This window comes from Actinoplanes sp. NPDC049668 (assembly GCF_044465445.1).
Classification (GTDB): Bacteria; Actinomycetota; Actinomycetes; order Mycobacteriales; family Micromonosporaceae; genus Actinoplanes.
Map to the genome: position 1 here is coordinate 650,516 of NZ_JBITLR010000001.1, position 17,030 is coordinate 667,545.

At 71.6% G+C, this 17,030-nt stretch carries 14 protein-coding genes; 8 read left to right on the forward strand and 6 right to left on the reverse strand.

Annotation, left to right across the window (positions count from 1 at the left end):
- Nucleotides 1-145 precede the first annotated feature (145 nt).
- The 5 genes from ACIBSW_RS02970 to ACIBSW_RS02990 all read right to left on the reverse strand — a co-directional run bounded on the left by ACIBSW_RS02970 (nt 146) and on the right by ACIBSW_RS02990 (nt 5,696).
- Complete coding sequence (locus ACIBSW_RS02970) at nt 146-1,726, reverse strand: trypsin-like peptidase domain-containing protein (protein ID WP_354722674.1); 1,581 nt, start codon at nt 1,724-1,726, stop codon at nt 146-148.
- 82 nt (nt 1,727-1,808) lie between these two features.
- Nucleotides 1,809-3,374: a HAMP domain-containing sensor histidine kinase gene (locus tag ACIBSW_RS02975; RefSeq protein WP_354722673.1), complete on the reverse strand. Its 1,566-nt coding sequence runs from the start codon at nt 3,372-3,374 to the stop codon at nt 1,809-1,811.
- A 10-nt stretch (nt 3,375-3,384) separates the two neighbouring features.
- On the reverse strand, nt 3,385-4,101 hold the full coding sequence (locus ACIBSW_RS02980; RefSeq protein WP_354722672.1) for a response regulator transcription factor: 717 nt from the start codon (nt 4,099-4,101) through the stop codon (nt 3,385-3,387).
- Nucleotides 4,102-4,167: 66 nt separating this feature from the next.
- Complete coding sequence (locus ACIBSW_RS02985; protein WP_354722671.1) at nt 4,168-4,944, reverse strand: lysophospholipid acyltransferase family protein; 777 nt, start codon at nt 4,942-4,944, stop codon at nt 4,168-4,170.
- Nucleotides 4,941-5,696, reverse strand: a complete 756-nt coding sequence (locus ACIBSW_RS02990) for a GNAT family N-acetyltransferase (protein WP_404799247.1) — start codon at nt 5,694-5,696, stop codon at nt 4,941-4,943. Before ACIBSW_RS02990 ends, ACIBSW_RS02985 begins: the two co-directional genes overlap by 4 nt.
- 117 nt (nt 5,697-5,813) lie before the next feature.
- Between ACIBSW_RS02990 and ACIBSW_RS02995 the strand changes: the two genes are divergently transcribed.
- The 8 genes from ACIBSW_RS02995 (at nt 5,814) to ACIBSW_RS03030 (ending at nt 16,348) form a co-directional block, all read left to right on the forward strand.
- Nucleotides 5,814-6,476 (forward strand): hypothetical protein, encoded by a 663-nt coding sequence (locus ACIBSW_RS02995; RefSeq protein WP_354722669.1) that lies wholly within the window; start codon nt 5,814-5,816, stop codon nt 6,474-6,476.
- 33 nt (nt 6,477-6,509) lie between these two features.
- Nucleotides 6,510-7,427 (forward strand): ABC transporter ATP-binding protein, encoded by a 918-nt coding sequence (locus ACIBSW_RS03000; protein ID WP_354722668.1) that lies wholly within the window; start codon nt 6,510-6,512, stop codon nt 7,425-7,427.
- The gene (locus tag ACIBSW_RS03005; RefSeq protein WP_354722667.1) at nt 7,424-8,254 is read left to right on the forward strand and encodes an ABC transporter permease; all 831 of its coding nucleotides are present in this window, start codon (nt 7,424-7,426) and stop codon (nt 8,252-8,254) included. The genes ACIBSW_RS03000 and ACIBSW_RS03005 overlap by 4 nt, the downstream gene beginning before the upstream one ends.
- 166 nt (nt 8,255-8,420) lie before the next feature.
- Nucleotides 8,421-12,134, forward strand: coding sequence for a multifunctional oxoglutarate decarboxylase/oxoglutarate dehydrogenase thiamine pyrophosphate-binding subunit/dihydrolipoyllysine-residue succinyltransferase subunit (locus ACIBSW_RS03010; RefSeq protein WP_354722709.1), 3,714 nt, complete (start codon nt 8,421-8,423; stop codon nt 12,132-12,134).
- Nucleotides 12,135-12,202: 68 nt separating this feature from the next.
- Entirely contained in the window at nt 12,203-12,382 is a 180-nt protein-coding gene (locus ACIBSW_RS03015; protein WP_354722666.1) for a DUF6104 family protein, read from the forward strand.
- A gap of 3 nt (nt 12,383-12,385) precedes the next feature.
- Complete coding sequence (locus ACIBSW_RS03020; RefSeq protein ID WP_354722665.1) at nt 12,386-13,108, forward strand: AAA family ATPase; 723 nt, start codon at nt 12,386-12,388, stop codon at nt 13,106-13,108.
- Nucleotides 13,109-13,178: 70 nt separating this feature from the next.
- Entirely contained in the window at nt 13,179-15,245 is a 2,067-nt protein-coding gene (gene pta, locus ACIBSW_RS03025; RefSeq protein WP_354722664.1) for a phosphate acetyltransferase, read from the forward strand.
- Nucleotides 15,242-16,348 carry an acetate kinase gene (locus tag ACIBSW_RS03030; RefSeq protein ID WP_354722663.1) on the forward strand — a complete coding sequence of 369 codons (1,107 nt, stop codon included), beginning with the start codon at nt 15,242-15,244 and terminating at the stop codon, nt 16,346-16,348. Before pta ends, ACIBSW_RS03030 begins: the two co-directional genes overlap by 4 nt.
- 486 nt (nt 16,349-16,834) lie before the next feature.
- Here ACIBSW_RS03030 and ACIBSW_RS03035 read toward each other — a convergent pair whose 3' ends face one another.
- Nucleotides 16,835-17,002 carry a hypothetical protein gene (locus tag ACIBSW_RS03035; protein ID WP_354722662.1) on the reverse strand — a complete coding sequence of 56 codons (168 nt, stop codon included), beginning with the start codon at nt 17,000-17,002 and terminating at the stop codon, nt 16,835-16,837.
- Nucleotides 17,003-17,030 lie beyond the last annotated feature (28 nt).

The window sequence follows — 17,030 nt, forward strand, 5'->3', positions numbered from 1 at the left end:
GATAAGCCTTTCGATATCCGAAATTACACAGAGTGGACAAATAAGGTGCGGTGGGTGGTCACGACCAACCCCCTTGGTCGCGACCACCCACCGCAGTGGGGAGGTGGCGCCGCCCGATGGCCCGGGCGGCACCGGATGCGTTGTGTCAGGCCGATTCGGCCAGTACGGCGTTCACGGTCTGGCGCTGGCCGTTGCGGGTGAAGTCGATCGTCACCTTGTCGCCGACCTTGGCGCTCTGGATGATCCCGACCAGGTCGTCGGAGTCGTTGACGGCCTTGCCGTTCACGGACTGGATCACGTCGCCCTGCTCGAGACCGGCCTTGGCCGCCCCGCTGTCCGGGCTGACCTCCTTGACCAGCGCGCCGCCGCCCTCGGCCTCCGTGACGCTCACGCCGAGCGCCGGGTGGCTGACCTTCTCGCCCTTCATCAGGGATTCTGCGACGGCCCGGGCCTTGTCGCTCGGGATGGCGAAGCCGAGGCCGATGTTGCCCGAGCCCGCGCCGGAGGTGGCGATCGCGGAGTTGATGCCGATGACCTCACCGTTGGTGTTGACCAGCGCGCCGCCGGAGTTGCCCGGGTTGATCGGCGCGTCGGTCTGCAGCAGGCCGGACATCGAGGTCGCGCCGGAGCTCTGCTGCTGCGGCTGGCCGAACGGGTTCTGCGGCGCCTGCTGGCCGTCCTCGCCGCCGGCCCGGATGGTGCGGTCCTTGGCGCTGACGATGCCCTCGGTCACCGAGCCCTCCAGGCCGAGCGGGCTGCCCAGCGCGAGAACGGTGTCGCCGACCTGCATGTTGGCGCTGGAGCCGAATTTCGCCGCCGTGAGGTCCGACACACCCTCGGCCTTGATCACCGCGAGGTCGGTACGCGGGTCGGTGCCGACGATCTTCGCGTCGGCCTTCTTGCCGTCCGCGAAGATCACGGTGACGGTGTCGCCCTGCGCGGTCGCGACCACGTGGTTGTTGGTGACGATGTAGCCGTCCGCGGTGAGCACGACGCCGGAACCCTCGCCGGAGCCGGTGGTGATCGAGACGACGCTGTCCTTGACGGCGGCCACGATCGCGGCCATCGACGAGTGGTCGACCACGCGGGTGACCGCGGAGTTGCTGGTCTGCACCGAGCCCGGGCCGTCGTCGTCGAACGCGAGCGCGGTGGCCGCGCCGACGCCGCCGGCGGCCAGGGCGATCAGGACCGCTGCCGCGCCGGCCAGGACGACCTTGCGGCCCCGGCCGGTCCGCGCGGGCTCGCGCCCCTCGGTGCCGACCGCCTGCGCCCAGGACGGCGCCTCGGACTGCGGCGGCACCTCGCCGCCGGGCGTCCAGGTGCCGGGCAGGCCGGCCGGACCCTGCGACGGGTACTGCGGCTGGCCGGGGTAGGCGCCCGGGTAGGGCTGCTGCGGCGGTGCGGCCTGGTAGGGCTGCCCGCCGTGCGGGAAGTGCGGCGCCGGGTGCTGGCCGGTGTGCTGCCAGGGCGAACCGGGCCAGCCGCCGGGCTGCTGCGGCGCGCCGGACTGCGGCGCCCCGGACTGCGGGATCCCGGACTGCGGAATCCCCGACTGCGGGATGGCGGACTGCGGCGCGGCCGGCTGGATCACCGCCGGCTGCTGTGCCGTGACGTCGGACTGTCCCCGCTCCGGAAGGTTCTCGCGGGAGGCGTCCACTGGCCGGTGCGGCTGCTCCCCCGCGGGAGAGCTCTCGTGCCGCTGCGGGTCGGTCTCGAACTCACTCATAGGAATAACCATGCCTTCGCCCGCTCCGATTGACCTGTGCTGCTCCTGGACGTTCTCTGTGAATGGTGCACACACCCAGAAGTCATGATTCGTCGGGAACCAGCGCCGGCAGCGACACCCGGAACGTCGCGCCCTCGCCGGGCTCGCTGATCACCTCGACCGTGCCGTGGTGCGCCCGCACGATCGCCGCGACGATGGCCAGGCCGAGGCCCGTGCCGCTCGCCGCGCGGTCGGTGCGCCGCGTCCTCGCCTCGTCGGCGCGGTAGAAGCGCTCGAAGACGTGCTCGCGCTGCTCCGGAGCGAGCCCGGGGCCGGTGTCGCTGATCTCGATGACGGCCTGGTTGCCCGTGTCCGGATAGAGCGCGAGCGTCACCGACGCCTCCGGCGGCGTGTGCACCAGCGCGTTGGTCATCAGGTTGCCGATGACCTGCCGCAGGCGCGCGTCGTCCCCGTACGCGACCAGCTTCTCCGGCGACTCCCGCACGTCCAGCTCGATGCTGCGCTCGGGCGCGGTGGCCTGCGCCGCCTGCACGGCGTCCACGGCCAGCACGGTCAGCTCGACGGGCGCCAGGGAGATCGGCCGCTCCCGGTCCAGCCGGGCGAGCAGCAGGAGGTCCTCGACGAGCAGGCCCATCCGGGCGGCCTCGTCCTCGATCCGCCGCACCAGCTTGGCCACGTCCTCCGGATTGCCGACCGCGCCCTGGCGGTACAGCTCGGCGAAGCCGCGGATGGAGGTCAGCGGGGTACGCAGCTCGTGCGAGGCGTCCGCGACGAACTGCCGCATCTTCTCCTCCGAGCGCACGGCGCGGGCCTCCGAGGCCTGCGCGGCCTCGGCGGCGTCCCGGGACTGCGACTCCGCGGCGCGGGCCGCGGTCTCCGACAGCGCCCGGGCGGTGAACGCGGCCTCGATCTGGGCGAGCATCGCGTTCAGGGCCCGGGAGAGCCGGCCCAGCTCGGTCTGCGGCTCCTCGACGTCCGGTTCCGGATCGGGTACGCGCTGGGTGAGGTCGCCGGCGGCGATGGCCGCCGCGGTCCGCTCGATCTGCCCGAGCGGGATGAGGCTCTGCCGCACGATCGCCGCGCCGACCGCCGCGAGCGCGAAGAGCACGCCGGCGCCGACCAGCGTGTCGACCCAGATCAGCCGGCTGATCGCGGAGTCGATGCCGAGCAGGCGCTGCCCGACGTGCAGCACCTCGCCGTCGTCGGTGTAGGTGAGCAGCATCCGCCACGTCGTGCTGCCGTCGGAGGACTTGACCGTGAACGGCTTGTCCAGGTGCTTGTCGACCTCTTTCTGGCCCTTGATCACCGGCGGCAGCTGACTGGCCCGCAGCGTGGGGTCGTACTTGAGGTTCGCCGGATCGCCGACGCCGTCGACCGTGGTCGCGTTGACGTAGTAGTCGGAGGGCAGGATCAGCTTCTGGTCACCGCTGAGGTTCTCCAGCGTGACGGTGAACCGCACCAGCCCGGCGTCCAGCCGCCCGATCATGTAGCTGTGCAGCGCGTACGTGCTGGCGGCGCTGATCAGGGTCAGCGCCGCGAACACCAGCGCCAGGACGGCCGCGACGAGCTTGATGCTCAACGGCACGCGGCGCAGGCTGGCCTGCAGCGGTACGTGCCTGCGGAGCCGGTCGGTGAGGGTCGCGGTCACGAGGCTTTTCTCAGGCCGCCGGCTTGCGCAGCACGTAACCGACGCCGCGGAGCGTGTGGATCAGCCGCGGCTGCACGTTGTCGACCTTGCGCCGCAGGTAGGAGATGTACGACTCCACGATGTTGTCGTCGCCGCGGAAGTCGTACTTCCACACGTGGTCGAGGATCTGCGCCTTGGAGAGCACCCGGTTGGCGTTGAGCATCAGGTAGCGCAGCAGCTTGAACTCGGTCGGGGAGAGCTGCACGCGCTGGCCGGCCCGGTAGACCTCATGGGTCTCCTCGTCCAGCTCGAGGTCGGCGAAGACCAGGCGCGAGGGCTCCTCGTCACCGGCCGTGGTGCGCCGCAACACGGCCCGGATCCGGGCCGTGAGCTCCTCTAGGCTGAACGGCTTGGTCACATAGTCGTCGCCGCCGAGCGTCAGGCCCCGGATCTTGTCGTCGGTGCCGTCGCGGGCGGTCAGGAAGACGACCGGGGTGCGGGTGCCGCCCTCGCGCATGAGCCGGATGACCTCGAAGCCGTCGAGGTCGGGCAGCATGACGTCGAGGACGACCAGGTCGGGAGTCGCGCTCTTGGCCGCGCTGACGGCGGCGCTGCCGCTGGTCGCGGTGCTGACGTCGAACCCGGCGAAGCGCAGGCTTGCGGAGAGCAGCTCGAGAATGTTCGCATCGTCCTCGACGACGAGGAGCTTCGCCTCGCTCTGCTTGCCCTGGGTCTGAGAAGCGGCCATGCAACCATCTTCACCCCATGGGCTGCGCCCACGCTGCGGAGTAGCTGAAAGTTTTCTGTGAGGCGACTAGGCGGCAAGATCAAAGGTGCCGGACCGTAGTCCGCCCGTCGCCTCGGCCGCTCGGGCCAGCGAGCGCCGATCCGCGCCGGGCTCGGGCAGCAGCGCCGGGGCACCGACGAGGGTAACCGTAAGCCCGCGCGAACGCGCCACCCGCAGCACCGAGGACCACAGCGAGTCGTCGCCGACGAAGGCGGCCGCCGGGGACGCGTACCGAATGGAGATCGGCACGACCGGCGCGCCTGCGTCGACCGCCGCCTGGAACACGGCGGGCCGGAAGCGCCCGCGATCGGCGCCGCAGAACGTCGTGCCCTCCGGGAAGGCCGCGACCGTCCGTCCGGCCCGCAGCGCCGCCGCGATCTCGGCGACCGTCGCCGGCAGGCGCTTCGGCCGGGTCCGGTCGACGAAGATCGACCCGCTCGCGACCGCGAGCGCGCCGATGCCGGGCCAGCCGCGCACGTCGTGCTTGGCGACCAGCCGGACCGGCGTCACCGCGTGCAGCGCGAGGATGTCGAGCCAGGAGACGTGGTTGGCCACGAGCAGGCTGCCGGGCCGCGGCGCCGGCCCGCGCCACACCAGCCGCACACCGAGGGCCGCGAGGATGCCGCGGGCCACGGCCCGTGCGGCGCCGCGGTTCGCGAACGGCGCAAGGACGAATGCCCATGCGAGTACGGCGAAGAGCGCCGACATCCGCAACACCGTGGTGGCGGCCCGCACGCCCCGCTCGTCGCCCGGCCGGCACTGCGGACCGCAGGTGGAGGCGGGCTGCCACAGCGCCGGGATCATCGGGTCGCGCCCAGGAAGTGCCGCCGGTAGCGCGGGTCCATCCGGTCCATCGAGAACAACATGTAGAAGTCGGCGCAGTTGAAGTCCGGGTCGTAGGCGGGCTCGCCGCAGACCCAGCCGCCCAGCCGCAGGTAGCCGCGCAGCAGCGGCGGCGGCAGGACCGCCGGGTCGCCGACGAGCCCGGTCCGGGCGAGCCAGGGCTCGCGGGGCCGGACCCGCAGCGCGGGCGGCGCGAGGTGCCGGGACGAGACCCGGGCCCAGACGCCCGCCGCGGTCGACCCGCCGTCCTCGAGGCCGACCGACGCGCAGCCGCCGAGCCAGCGCAGGTTGTTGAGGTGCAGGTAGCGGGCGATGCCGGCCCACATCAGGTTCACCACGGCACCGGTGCGGTGGTCCGGGTGCACGCAGGAGCGACCGGTCTCGACCAGCTGGTCGTGCAGCGGGCGCAGGGCGCTGAGATCGAACTCGCCGTCGCCGTACCGGCGACCGGCCCGCTCGGCGCCCTTCGGGTGCATCATCCGGTACGTGCCGACGACCTGGCCGTTCGAGTCGTCGCGGACGATCAGGTGGTCGCAGTAGTCGTCGAACTCGTCGACGTCGCGGCCGTCGGGGGTGGCGCCACGCAGTGTCGCGCCGAGTTCGCCGGCGAAGACGTCGTGGCGTAGCCGTTGCGCGGCCGCGACCTGATCGGCGCCGTCGGCGATCAGGAGTGAGTAGCCGCTGGTCCCGGTGGAGGCGGCGGCGGTCATCAGTACCGTCATGAGAACTGTGTAGGGCTCGTGTCTGCCGAAGGCGTGTCGGCCCAGGTGGTGGCGGATGACCGCTGAATGAACGGCTCTGTGTCGCACCCGTGTGAGAGCGTCGGTGACATGCAGATCGCGTCCCGCTACAACGGCCCGCCGACGTCGGGCAACGGCGGCTGGTCCGCCGGCGCGTTCGCCGTGGCGTCCGGCGCGGGCGCGGACGGCCGGGCCTTCGAGGTGACGCTGGTGGTCCCGCCGCCGCTGGAGACCCCGCTGACCGTCGCGGACGGCAAGGTGGCCGCGCCCGACGGCAGCCTGGTCGCCGAGGTGGCGCCGGTCGCCGACGCCGGCGCCGGGGTGGCGCCGGCCTCGCTGGAGCAGGCGCGGGCGGCCGCCGCCGGCTACCCGGGCTTCGCCGACCACCCGTTCCCCACCTGTTTCGTCTGCGGTCCCGAGAACCCCGACGGCCTGCGGATCTTCGCCGGCCCCCTACCCGACGGCCGGATGGCCGCGCCCTGGGTGGTCCCGCCCGACGTCCGCGTCGAGACGCTGTGGGCGGCGCTGGACTGCCCCGGCGGCTGGTCGGCGCTGCGGACCGGCCAGGTCTACGTGCTCGGCCGCATCGCGGTGGCCGTCGATGCGCTGCCCGCCGCGGGCAGCACGTGCGTGGTAGTCGGCGCGGCGGTCTCGGTGCAGGGCCGCAAGGCCGTCGTCGATTCCTCGGTCTACGCACCGGGTGGCGAGCGAATCGCCACCGCACGGGCAACCTGGATCGCGCTGAAGCGGTAGGTTGATCCACCAGCCGAGCGGGAGGAGTGAGCGTTGCCGACAGGCTCCGAGGAGATCGTCGTCTCCAACCTCACCAAGCACTACAAGGCGCTACGCGCCGTCGACAATCTGTCCTTCACCGTGCACTCCGGCCGGGTGACGGGCTTCCTCGGCCCCAACGGCGCGGGCAAGACCACGACGCTGCGCATGCTGCTCGGCCTGGTCACGCCGACCTCCGGCACGGCGACCTTCTCCGGCGTGCGCTACGGCGACCTCGACGCGCCGATCCGGCACGTCGGCGCCGTGCTCGAGGCGTCCAGCGCGCACAAGGGCCGCAGCGGCATCAACCACCTGCGGATGATCTGCCTCGCGGCCGGGCTGCCGCGGCAGGCGGCCGACGAGGCGCTCGCCCGGGTCGGGCTGACGCCGGCGGCCAAGCGCAAGTTCAAGGGCTACTCGCTGGGCATGAAGCAGCGGCTCGGCATCGCCGCGGCGCTGCTGGGCAACCCGCGGGTGCTGATCCTCGACGAGCCGGCCAACGGCCTCGACCCCGAGGGCATCCGCTGGCTTCGCGACCTGCTCAAGGCCTTGGCCGCCGAGGGCCGCACGATCCTGGTCTCGAGCCACCTGCTCAGCGAGATGCAGCAGCTCGCCGACGACGTGGTGATCATCGCCGCGGGCCGGCTGATCCGGCAGGGCCCGGTCGGCGAGGTGCTCGGCTCCATGGCGGGCGCCAGCCAGGTCCGGGTGCGCACGCCCCAGCCCGCCGCGCTGGCCGCCGCGCTCGCGGCCGAGCAGGCCGCCGTGACCACGCTGCCCGACGAGGCCCTGCTGGTCACCGGGCTGGACACCGCCCGGGTCGGGCACATCGCGTTCACCGCGGGCGTCGAGCTGCATGAGCTCAGCGGCGAACGCGCCGACCTGGAACAGGTCTTCCTGCAGCTCACGGCCGGAAAGGCGGGCATCCGATGAACCTCGTCAAAGCCGAGCTGTTCAAGATCCGGTCCACCTCCACCTGGTGGATCTTCGGCCTGATCACGCTGGCGCTCTGGGCACTGTCCCTGCTGATCAACTGGGCCGGCAGCAACATCAACCAAGGCGTGGATCCGGCCGAGCAGGGCCTGACCGCCGAGCAGGCCGAGCAGATCCGGGTGGCCAACGAGGCCGTCAACATCGCGGCGAACCTCTACACCAGCGGCCAGTTCTTCGGCGTACTGATGGTGATGCTGCTGGGCGCCATCGTGGTGACCAACGAGTTCTTCCACCTGACGGCCACCACCACCTTCCTGGTGACGCCGCGCCGGGAGCTGGTCGTCCTCGCCAAGCTGGTCGCCTCGGCCCTGTTCGGCGTCGGCTTCTGGCTCATCACCACCGTGCTCAACCTGATCTTCGTGCCGCTCATCCTGAACCAGCTGGACGTCGGCCCGCAGCTGAGCGAGCCGGCGGTGTGGCGGGCTATCGGCCTCAATGCGCTCGCCTACGCCCTTTGGGCGGTTCTGGGCGTCGGCGCCGGGGTGCTGATCCGCAGCCAGATCGGCGCGACCGTCGCGCTGAGCACGATCTACGTGCTCGGCTGGTTCGGCACGACCCTGATCTTCGCGCTGCTCGGGCCCCGGCTCGGCGACTGGTTCGACAAGCTGCAGGTGCTGGTCCCGCCGATCGCGTCACAGCTGATGATCTCCGGAACCGAGCTGCCGGGCAGCCCGCCCCGCTGGCTCGGCGCCGTCGTGCTGATCGGCTACGCGGCGCTCGCGGGCGGTATCGGCACGTGGCTGATGAAGCGGCGCGACATCACCTGATCGTGTTCGGCAGGTCACACGCCTCCTCCCCAGCTCGGCAGTTCGTCACACACTGGACGTCCGGATGGCCCCGCGAAACTCACGGCGTAGCCTTGACGGCGATTCCTTCGTCCCGTGTGACGAACCGTCGCGTGCTGACAACATGGTGAAAGAGGCGAACACGGCAGTGTCGACCCAGCAGACTTCGCATGACAATCCACTCGCGGACTTCGGCCCCAACGAGTGGATCGTCGACGAGATGTACCAGCGCTACCTGGCCGACCCAGCCAGTGTCGATCCCGCCTGGCACGATTTCTTCGCCGACTACAAGCCGGCGATGGCCTCGGGCTCGATCGCCACCCCGGACGAGGCGACCGCCGCCAACGCGAAGGCGAGCGCCGCGAAGGCGGGCACCGACGCGCCCGCCGCCTCGACCATCGCGCCGGAGAAGCCGGCCGTCCCGGCGCCGGCCAAGGCACCGGCCGCGCCGGCCAAGCCGGCGGCCGCGGCGAAGCCGGCCGCCAAGACTCCCGCGCCGGCGGAATCCTCGAAGGTCACCACGCTGCGCGGCGTCGCCGCCCGCATCGTGCAGAACATGGACGCCTCCCTCGAGGTGCCGACCGCGACGTCGGTGCGGGGTGTCCCGGCGAAGCTGCTGGTCGACAACCGCATCGTGATCAACAACCACCTCGCCCGCGGGCGCGGCGGCAAGGTCAGCTTCACCCACCTGATCGGCTGGGCCCTGGTCCGCTCCGTGATGGCCCACCCGGAGATGAACAACTCGTTCGCCGAGGTGGACGGCAAGCCGGCGCTGGTGCAGCCCGAGCACATCAACCTGGGCATCGCCATCGACCTCGCCAAGAAGGACGGCACCCGCACCCTGGTCGTGCCGTCCATCAAGAACTGCGAGCAGATGGACTTCCGCAAGTTCTGGCAGGCGTACGAGGACGTGGTCCGGCGCGCCCGCCGCAACGAGCTGACCATGGACGACTACGCCGGGACGACGATCTCGCTGACCAACCCCGGCGGCATCGGCACCGTGCACTCCATCCCGCGCCTGATGACCGGCCAGAGCGCCATCATCGGCGTCGGCGCGATGGAGTACCCGGCGCCCTACTCCGGAATGTCCGACGAGACCCTCACCGAGCACGGCGTCAGCAAGGTCACCACGCTGACCAGCACCTATGACCACCGCGTCATCCAGGGTGCGCAGTCCGGCGAGTTCCTCAAGGCGATGCACGAGTTCCTGCTCGGCGACCACGCCTTCTACGACGACATCTTCACCTCGCTGCGGATCCCGTACGAGCCGGTGCGCTGGGTGCGCGACGTCGCCCGTACCTCCGAGGGGCAGATCGACAAGGCCGCGCGGGTCGTCGAGCTGATCCACGCGTACCGGGTGCGCGGTCACCTGATGGCCGACACCGACCCGCTCGAGTTCGAGATCCGCCGGCACCCCGACCTGGACGTGCTCCAGCACGGGCTGACCCTGTGGGACCTCGACCGGATGTTCCCGGTCGGCGGCTTCGCCGGCAAGCAGAAGATGAAGCTGCGCGACGTGCTCGGCGTCCTGCGCGACACCTACTGCCGCCGGGTCGGCATCGAGTACATGCACATCCAGGGCCCCGAGGAGCGGCGCTGGATCCAGGACCGGATCGAGATCAAGTACACCAAGCCGGACCCCGAGGAGCAGAAGCACGTCCTCAACCGGCTGAACGCGGCCGAGGCGTTCGAGACGTTCCTGCAGACCAAGTACGTCGGGCAGAAGCGCTTCTCGCTCGAGGGCGGCGAGTCGCTGATCCCGCTGCTCGACGAGGTGCTGCAGGCCTCCGCCGAGGGTGGTCTCGACGAGATGGTCATCGGCATGGCGCACCGCGGCCGGCTCAACGTGCTCGCGAACATCGTCGGCAAGCCGTACGAGAAGATCTTCAACGAGTTCGAGGGTCAGATGGACCCGAAGTCGGCACACGGCTCCGGCGACGTCAAGTACCACCTGGGCCAGACCGGCAAGTACACGACGCCGGACGGCACGCACTCGACGACGGTCAGCGTGGTGGCGAACCCGTCGCACCTCGAGGCCGTCGACCCGGTGCTCGAGGGCATCGTCCGCGCCAAGCAGGACCGCCTCGACCTCGGCCTGCACGGCTACACGGTGCTGCCGGTCCTGATCCACGGCGACGCGGCCTTCGCCGGCCAGGGCGTGGTCGCGGAGACGCTGAACCTCTCCCAGCTGCGCGGTTACCGCACCGGCGGCACGGTGCACGTGGTCGTCAACAACCAGGTCGGCTTCACCACCGCCCCGGAGTACAGCCGCTCGTCGCTCTACTCGACCGACGTGGCCCGGATGATCCAGGCGCCGATCTTCCACGTGAACGGCGACGACCCCGAGGCCGTCGTCCGGGTGGCCCGGCTCGCGTTCGAGTACCGCCAGGCGTTCAACAAGGACGTCGTGATCGACCTGGTCTGCTACCGGCGCCGCGGCCACAACGAGGGCGACGACCCGTCGATGACCAACCCGCGGATGTACAAGATCATCGACACCAAGCGCTCGGTCCGCAAGCTCTACACCGAGGAGCTGATCGGCCGCGGCGACCTCACCGTCGACGACGCGCAGGAGCAGCTGCGCGACTACCAGTCGCAGCTCGAGCAGGTGTTCAAGGCGACCCGGGACGCGGCCGGTTCCCCGCCGCGCACCCGGCCGGCCCGGACCGACGAGCCGGAGCCGCAGGTCGACACCGCGGTCGACGCCGCCGGCGTGCGGGCGGTCGGCCAGGCCCACCTGGACCTGCCGGAGGGCTTCACCCCGCACAAGCGGGTCCAGCAGCTGCTGGACCGGCGCGCCAAGATGTCCGCCGACGGCGGCATCGACTGGGGCATGGGCGAGCTGATCGCGTTCGGCTCGCTGCTGAGCCAGGGCGTCACCGTCCGGCTGGCCGGCCAGGACTCGCGCCGTGGCACGTTCGTGTCGCGGCACGCCTCGCTGGTCGACGCGAACACCGGCAACGACTACCTGCCCCTGTCGACGCTGGCCACCGGCAACGCCCGCTTCTTCGTGCACGACTCGCTGCTCAGCGAGTACGCGGCGATGGGCTTCGAGTACGGCTACTCGGTCGAGAACCCCGAGGCGCTGGTGCTCTGGGAGGCGCAGTTCGGCGACTTCGTCAACGGCGCCCAGTCGATCGTGGACGAGTTCATCTCCTCCGGCGAGGTGAAGTGGGGCCAGCAGTCGTCGCTGGTGCTGCTGCTCCCGCACGGCCAGGAGGGGCAGGGCCCGGACCACTCGTCGGGCCGCCCGGAGCGGTTCCTGCAGCTCTGCGCGCAGGACAACATGCGGGTCGCCAACCCGACCACCCCGGCGAACTACTTCCACCTGCTGCGCCGGCAGGCCCTGTCCGCCAAGCGCAAGCCGCTGATCGTCTTCTCGCCGAAGTCGCTGCTGCGGCACAAGCTCGCGGTGTCTTCGGTCGCCGACTTCACCTCGGGCACGTTCCAGCCGATCATCGCCGACGCCGGCGTCAACGGCACGCCGCTGGAGGCGGGCGCGGTGAAGCGGGTCCTGCTCTGCTCGGGCAAGGTCTACTACGACCTGTTCCAGGCGCGGGCGGAGCGCGGCATCACCGACACGGCGATCATCCGGATGGAGCAGATCTACCCGCTGCCGGTCGAGGAGCTCAAGGCCGTGCTGAACCAGTACCCGAACGCGGAGGACTTCGCGTGGGTGCAGGAGGAGCCGGCCAACCAGGGCGGCTGGTCGTTCGTGGCGCTCAACCTGCTCGAGCACCTCGACGGGGTACGCCTGCGCCGGATCTCGCGCCCGGCGGCGGCCGCCCCGGCCGTGGGTTCGGCGAAGCTGCACGAGGCCGAGCAGTCGGCCCTGATCGAGGCGGCGCTCCCGCGCCCGTGACCGTCTGTTAGAAAAAGGGCGCCCCGCGACATGCCGCGGGGCGCCCTTTCACCTGTTTGGGAGAGACCGTGTACTTCACCGACCGTGGCATCGAGGAACTGGTCGAGCGGCGCGGCGAGGAGACCGTGACGCTGGAGTGGGTGGGCGAACAGCTCCGGAACTTCGTCGACAACCACCCGGAGTTCGAGACCGCGATCGAACGCTTCGCGACGTGGCTGGCCCGCGACGACGAGGACGACGACGAATAGGTCGTGGTGTTGACCGCGGGGCCGATCCGCCGCGTCGAGGCGGACCTCGGCGTGGAGATCGACCGCGCCGCCTGGTGGGCGCGGATCCCGGCGATCGCGGCGGTGCTGGAACGCGGCCTGAACATCCCGCCGGGGGTCACGTTCCTGGTCGGCGAGAACGGCTCGGGGAAGTCGACGCTGGTCGAGGCCCTGGCCGCGGTGCACGGCCTGAACCCGGAGGGCGGCTCGCGCGGCGCCCGGCACAGCACCCGGGTGACGGAGTCGCCGCTGGGCTCCGCCCTGCGGGTGATCCGTACGCCGGGCCGGGCGGCGAACGCGTACTTCCTGCGCGCGGAGACCACCCACGGCCTCTACACCTACCTCGAGGCCCTGCCGGGCCCGAACCCGGACACCGACCTGCACGACCGCAGCCACGGCGAGGGCTTCCTCGAGCTGCTCGACCGCAAGTTCCGGGGGTACGGCTTCTACCTGATGGACGAGCCGGAGGCGCCGCTGTCGTTCACCTCGACGCTGGGCCTGCTCGCCCGCCTGGGCGCGCTGCGGGACCAGGGCGCGCAGGTGGTGGTGGCGACGCACTCGCCGCTGCTGACGGCGCTGCCGGAGGCGACCATCCTGGAGCTGGGCGACCACGGGATCCGCCGGGTGAAATGGGACGAACTGGAGATCGTCGCGCACTGGCGCCGATTCCTGGAACGCCCGGACGGCTATCTGCGCGCCCTGCTCTGACCGCCGGCGGTTATCCACAGGGTCCGGAGACCGCGGCGTGGAATCAGCGGCCGACCGGTACGTTGAGGACGTGGCACGCAGCGTCTACGTCGCCGGGCTCGGGCCCGGCGTCGGCAAGAGCACGGTCGCCCTCGGGCTGGTCGAGCTCCTGTCCCGGCAGGTCGCACGGATCGGCGTGTTCCGGCCGCTGACGCCCGGCGCCGGCCCGGACCCGCTGCTGACCCTGCTCACCACCCGCTACCCCGTCGTCGCGCCCTACGCGGAGTCGTTCGGCGTCACCTTGGCCGAGGCCGCCACGCTGGTCGCCGACGGCCGGCGCGAGGAGCTCATCTCCCGCATCGTCGAGCGCTACCGCGAGGTCGAGCGCCAGTGCGGCTCGGTGGTCGTGATCGGCAGTGACTTCTCCGACGGGCAGGACGACGGGCACGACGAGCTGCCCCGCGAGCTGGCGTTCAACGCACGCCTCGCGACCGAGTTCGGCAGCGTGGTGATTCCCGTCGTCGCGGGCCAGGGGCGGCGCCCGGATCTGAACGCGACGGTCCGCTCGGCGTACCACAGCCTGGTCGACCTGGACGCGACCGTCCTGGCGATGATCGCCAACCGGGTGCCCGCGGGGACCGCGACCCCGGACGGCCTGCCGGTCCCGGTCTGGGCCATCCCCGAGGTTCCCGCGGTCGCCGCGCCGACCGTCGCGGAGGTCGCGGCCGCCCTCGAGGCGACCGTCGTGACCGGCGGCGAGGCCGCCCTCGACCGCGACGTCCTCGACTATGTGGTCGGCGCCGCGCACGTGCCGGCCCTGCTCGACCACCTGACCGACGGCGCGCTGCTGATCACCCCCGGCGACCGGGCCGACCTGCTCGTGGCGGCGAGCGCCGCGCACGCGGCCGGCTACGTGACGCTCGCCGGCCTGGTGCTGACCCTCGGCGAGCTGCCCGACCCCCGCGCCGTCCGGCTGATCGAGCGGCTCAACACCGGCCTGGCGATGCTGGTCGTGCGGTCGGACAGCTACCAGACCATCCGCGCCGCGAACCGGATCGAGGCGAAACTCGGCGTCGGCACGCCGCGCAAGGTGGAGGCGGCGCTCGGCGCGTTCGAGACCCATGTGGACACCGCCGAGCTGACCCGGCTGCTCGACGTCACCCGCTCCGGCCGGGTGACCCCGCTGATGTTCGAGAACGACCTGATCGACCGCGCCCGCGCCAACCGCCGCCACCTGGTGCTGCCCGAGGGCACCGACGAGCGCATCCTGCGCGCCACCGAGACCCTGCTGCGGCGCGGCGTCGCCGACCTCACCCTGCTCGGCGACCCGGCCGAGATCACCCGCCGGGCCCGCGAGGTCGGCGTCGAGATCGGTGCGGCCCGGCTGGTCGACCCGGCCACCTCCCCCTGGCGCGACGACTTCGCCGAGCGCTACGCGGAGCTGCGCAAACACAAGGCGGTCACGCTCGACCTGGCCTACGACGTGGTCCGTGACGTCAACTACTTCGGCACCATGATGGTCGGCGCCGGACTCGCCGACGGCATGGTCTCAGGCGCCGGCCACACGACGGCCGCGACCATCCGCCCGGCGTTCGAGATCATCAAGACGGTGCCCGGCCTGTCGGTCGCGTCCAGCGTCTTCTTCATGCTGCTGGCCGACCGCGTGCTGGTCTACGGCGACTGCGCGGTCAACCCCGACCCGGACGCCGCCCAGCTCGCCGACATCGCGCTGTCGTCCGCGCAGACCGCGGCGGCGTTCGGCATCGAGCCGCGGGTGGCCATGCTCTCCTACTCGACCGGCAGCTCGGGCTCGGGCGCCGACGTCGAGAAGGTGGCCGCCGCGACCGCCCTGATCCGCGAGCAACGCCCAGACCTACCCGTGGAGGGTCCCATCCAGTACGACGCGGCAGTCGATCCTCAGGTGGCGGCGACCAAGCTGCCGGGCAGCGTGGTGGCCGGCAAGGCAACGGTGTTCGTGTTCCCCGATCTCAGCTCGGGCAACAACACCTACAAGGCGGTGCAACGCTCGGCGAACGCCGTCGCGGTCGGCCCGGTCATGCAGGGGCTACGGCGCCCGGTCAACGACCTGTCCCGGGGCGCGACGGTCAAGGACATCGTCAACACGGTGGCGATCACGGCGATCCAGGCGGGCTCATGAAGATCCTGGTACTCAACACCGGCTCCTCGTCGGTGAAATACCGCCTCTTCGACGGCGCCGCGACGCTGGCCAAGGGGCTGGTCGAGCGGATCGGCGAGCCGGGCGGCGACGCCGCCGACCACGAGGCGGCCATGCAACGGGTGATGGCCGACGTCGACCTCGACGGCCTCGACGCCGTCGGGCACCGCGTCGTGCACGGCGGCACCGAGTTCGCCGAGGCGACCGTGATCGACGACGTGCTGGTCGAGACGGTCGAGCGGCTCGTCCCGCTCGCGCCGCTGCACAACCCCGCGGCGCTCACCGGCATCGCGGTGGCCCGCAAGCTGCTACCGGCCGCGCCACAGGTCGCGGTCTTCGACACCGCGTTCCACCAGACGATCCCGCCGGAGGGCTCGACCTACGCGATCGACGCCGCGCTGACCGAGCGGTGGCAGATCCGCCGCTACGGCTTCCACGGCACGTCACACGCCTACGTGGCACGCAAGACCGCCGAGCTGCTCGGCCTGCCCGCGGCGACGGCAAAGGTCATCACGCTGCACCTCGGCAACGGCGCGAGCGCCTGCGCGGTCGACGGCGGCCGCAGCGTCGCGACCTCGATGGGCATGTCCCCGCTCTCCGGCCTCGTGATGGGCACCCGCTGCGGCGACATCGACCCGACGGTGATCTTCCACCTGCACCGGGTCGCCGGCCTGCCGATCGAGGAGATCGAGCGGTCGCTGACCCGGTCCGCGGGCATGCAGGGCCTCACCGGCGACAACGACATGCGCACGGTGGAGCAGCGTTGGCAGGACGGCGACCGCGCGGCAACGCTCGCCATCGACCTCTACTGCCGCCGCATCAAGGAATATGTCGGCATGTACCTGGCGGTCCTGGGCGGCGCCGACGCGATCGTGTTCACGGCCGGCATCGGCGAGAAGTCCCCGGAGGTCCGCGCACACTCCCTGGCGGGCCTGACGCGCTTGGGCATCACCATCGACGAGCACCGCAACACCAGCGGCGCCCAAATCATCTCCCCGGACGGCGCGCCGGTAACGGTGTGCGTGGTCCCGACGGACGAGGAACTCGAGATCGCCGAGCAGGTAGCCACCGTGCTCTCCCGCTAACAAATCCCACCAGCACGCAGCAACCGCCCAATCCCGCGCCCCGGCGCCCCGGCGCCCCCGCGCCACCGCACCTCGGCGCCCCAGCGGCCCGATGCCCCAGCGGCCGGCGCCCTCGCGCAGAGGTGACCCGGAACCGAAACACAGCCGCGCGGCGATCACTCACGCCCTGCCATCCACAAAGCCGACGGGGCGGCGCTGCGGCCGAGGAGCGCGGAAACCCGGAGACACGACGGCCCTGCGCCCACCCGTGCCGGTGCCCACCACAAGGCCAGGCGACACGGAAGCGGCGATCGTCCACGAAGCCGGGGCGGCGCGGAAGCCGAGAACACGGCGGCGCGGTGATCGCCGAGCCCGTGCCAACCCGCAGAGCTGGGACGACGTAGAGGCCAGGGAGCGCGGAAGGAGTGGCGCGGGCGGGCCTGCGGGCCGGAGCCCGCGATCAGCCCAACCCGCGCTCAGCCCGGATCAGTTCGGCAGGAGTGCCGGTCAGCCCAGCGCCAGCCAGGCGATCAGCGCGATCAGGACGATCGCGACGACGCCCACGCCGATGATCAGCGGGGTTTTGGACGGGGCTGGCGACTCCTGCGGAGTCTTCTGCGTGAAGGCGCGGAACGCCTCGGTGTTGCCGCTCGGGTCGACGGTGTTGTCAGGCATGCGCACGACCATAGCGAAGCCGGGCCCG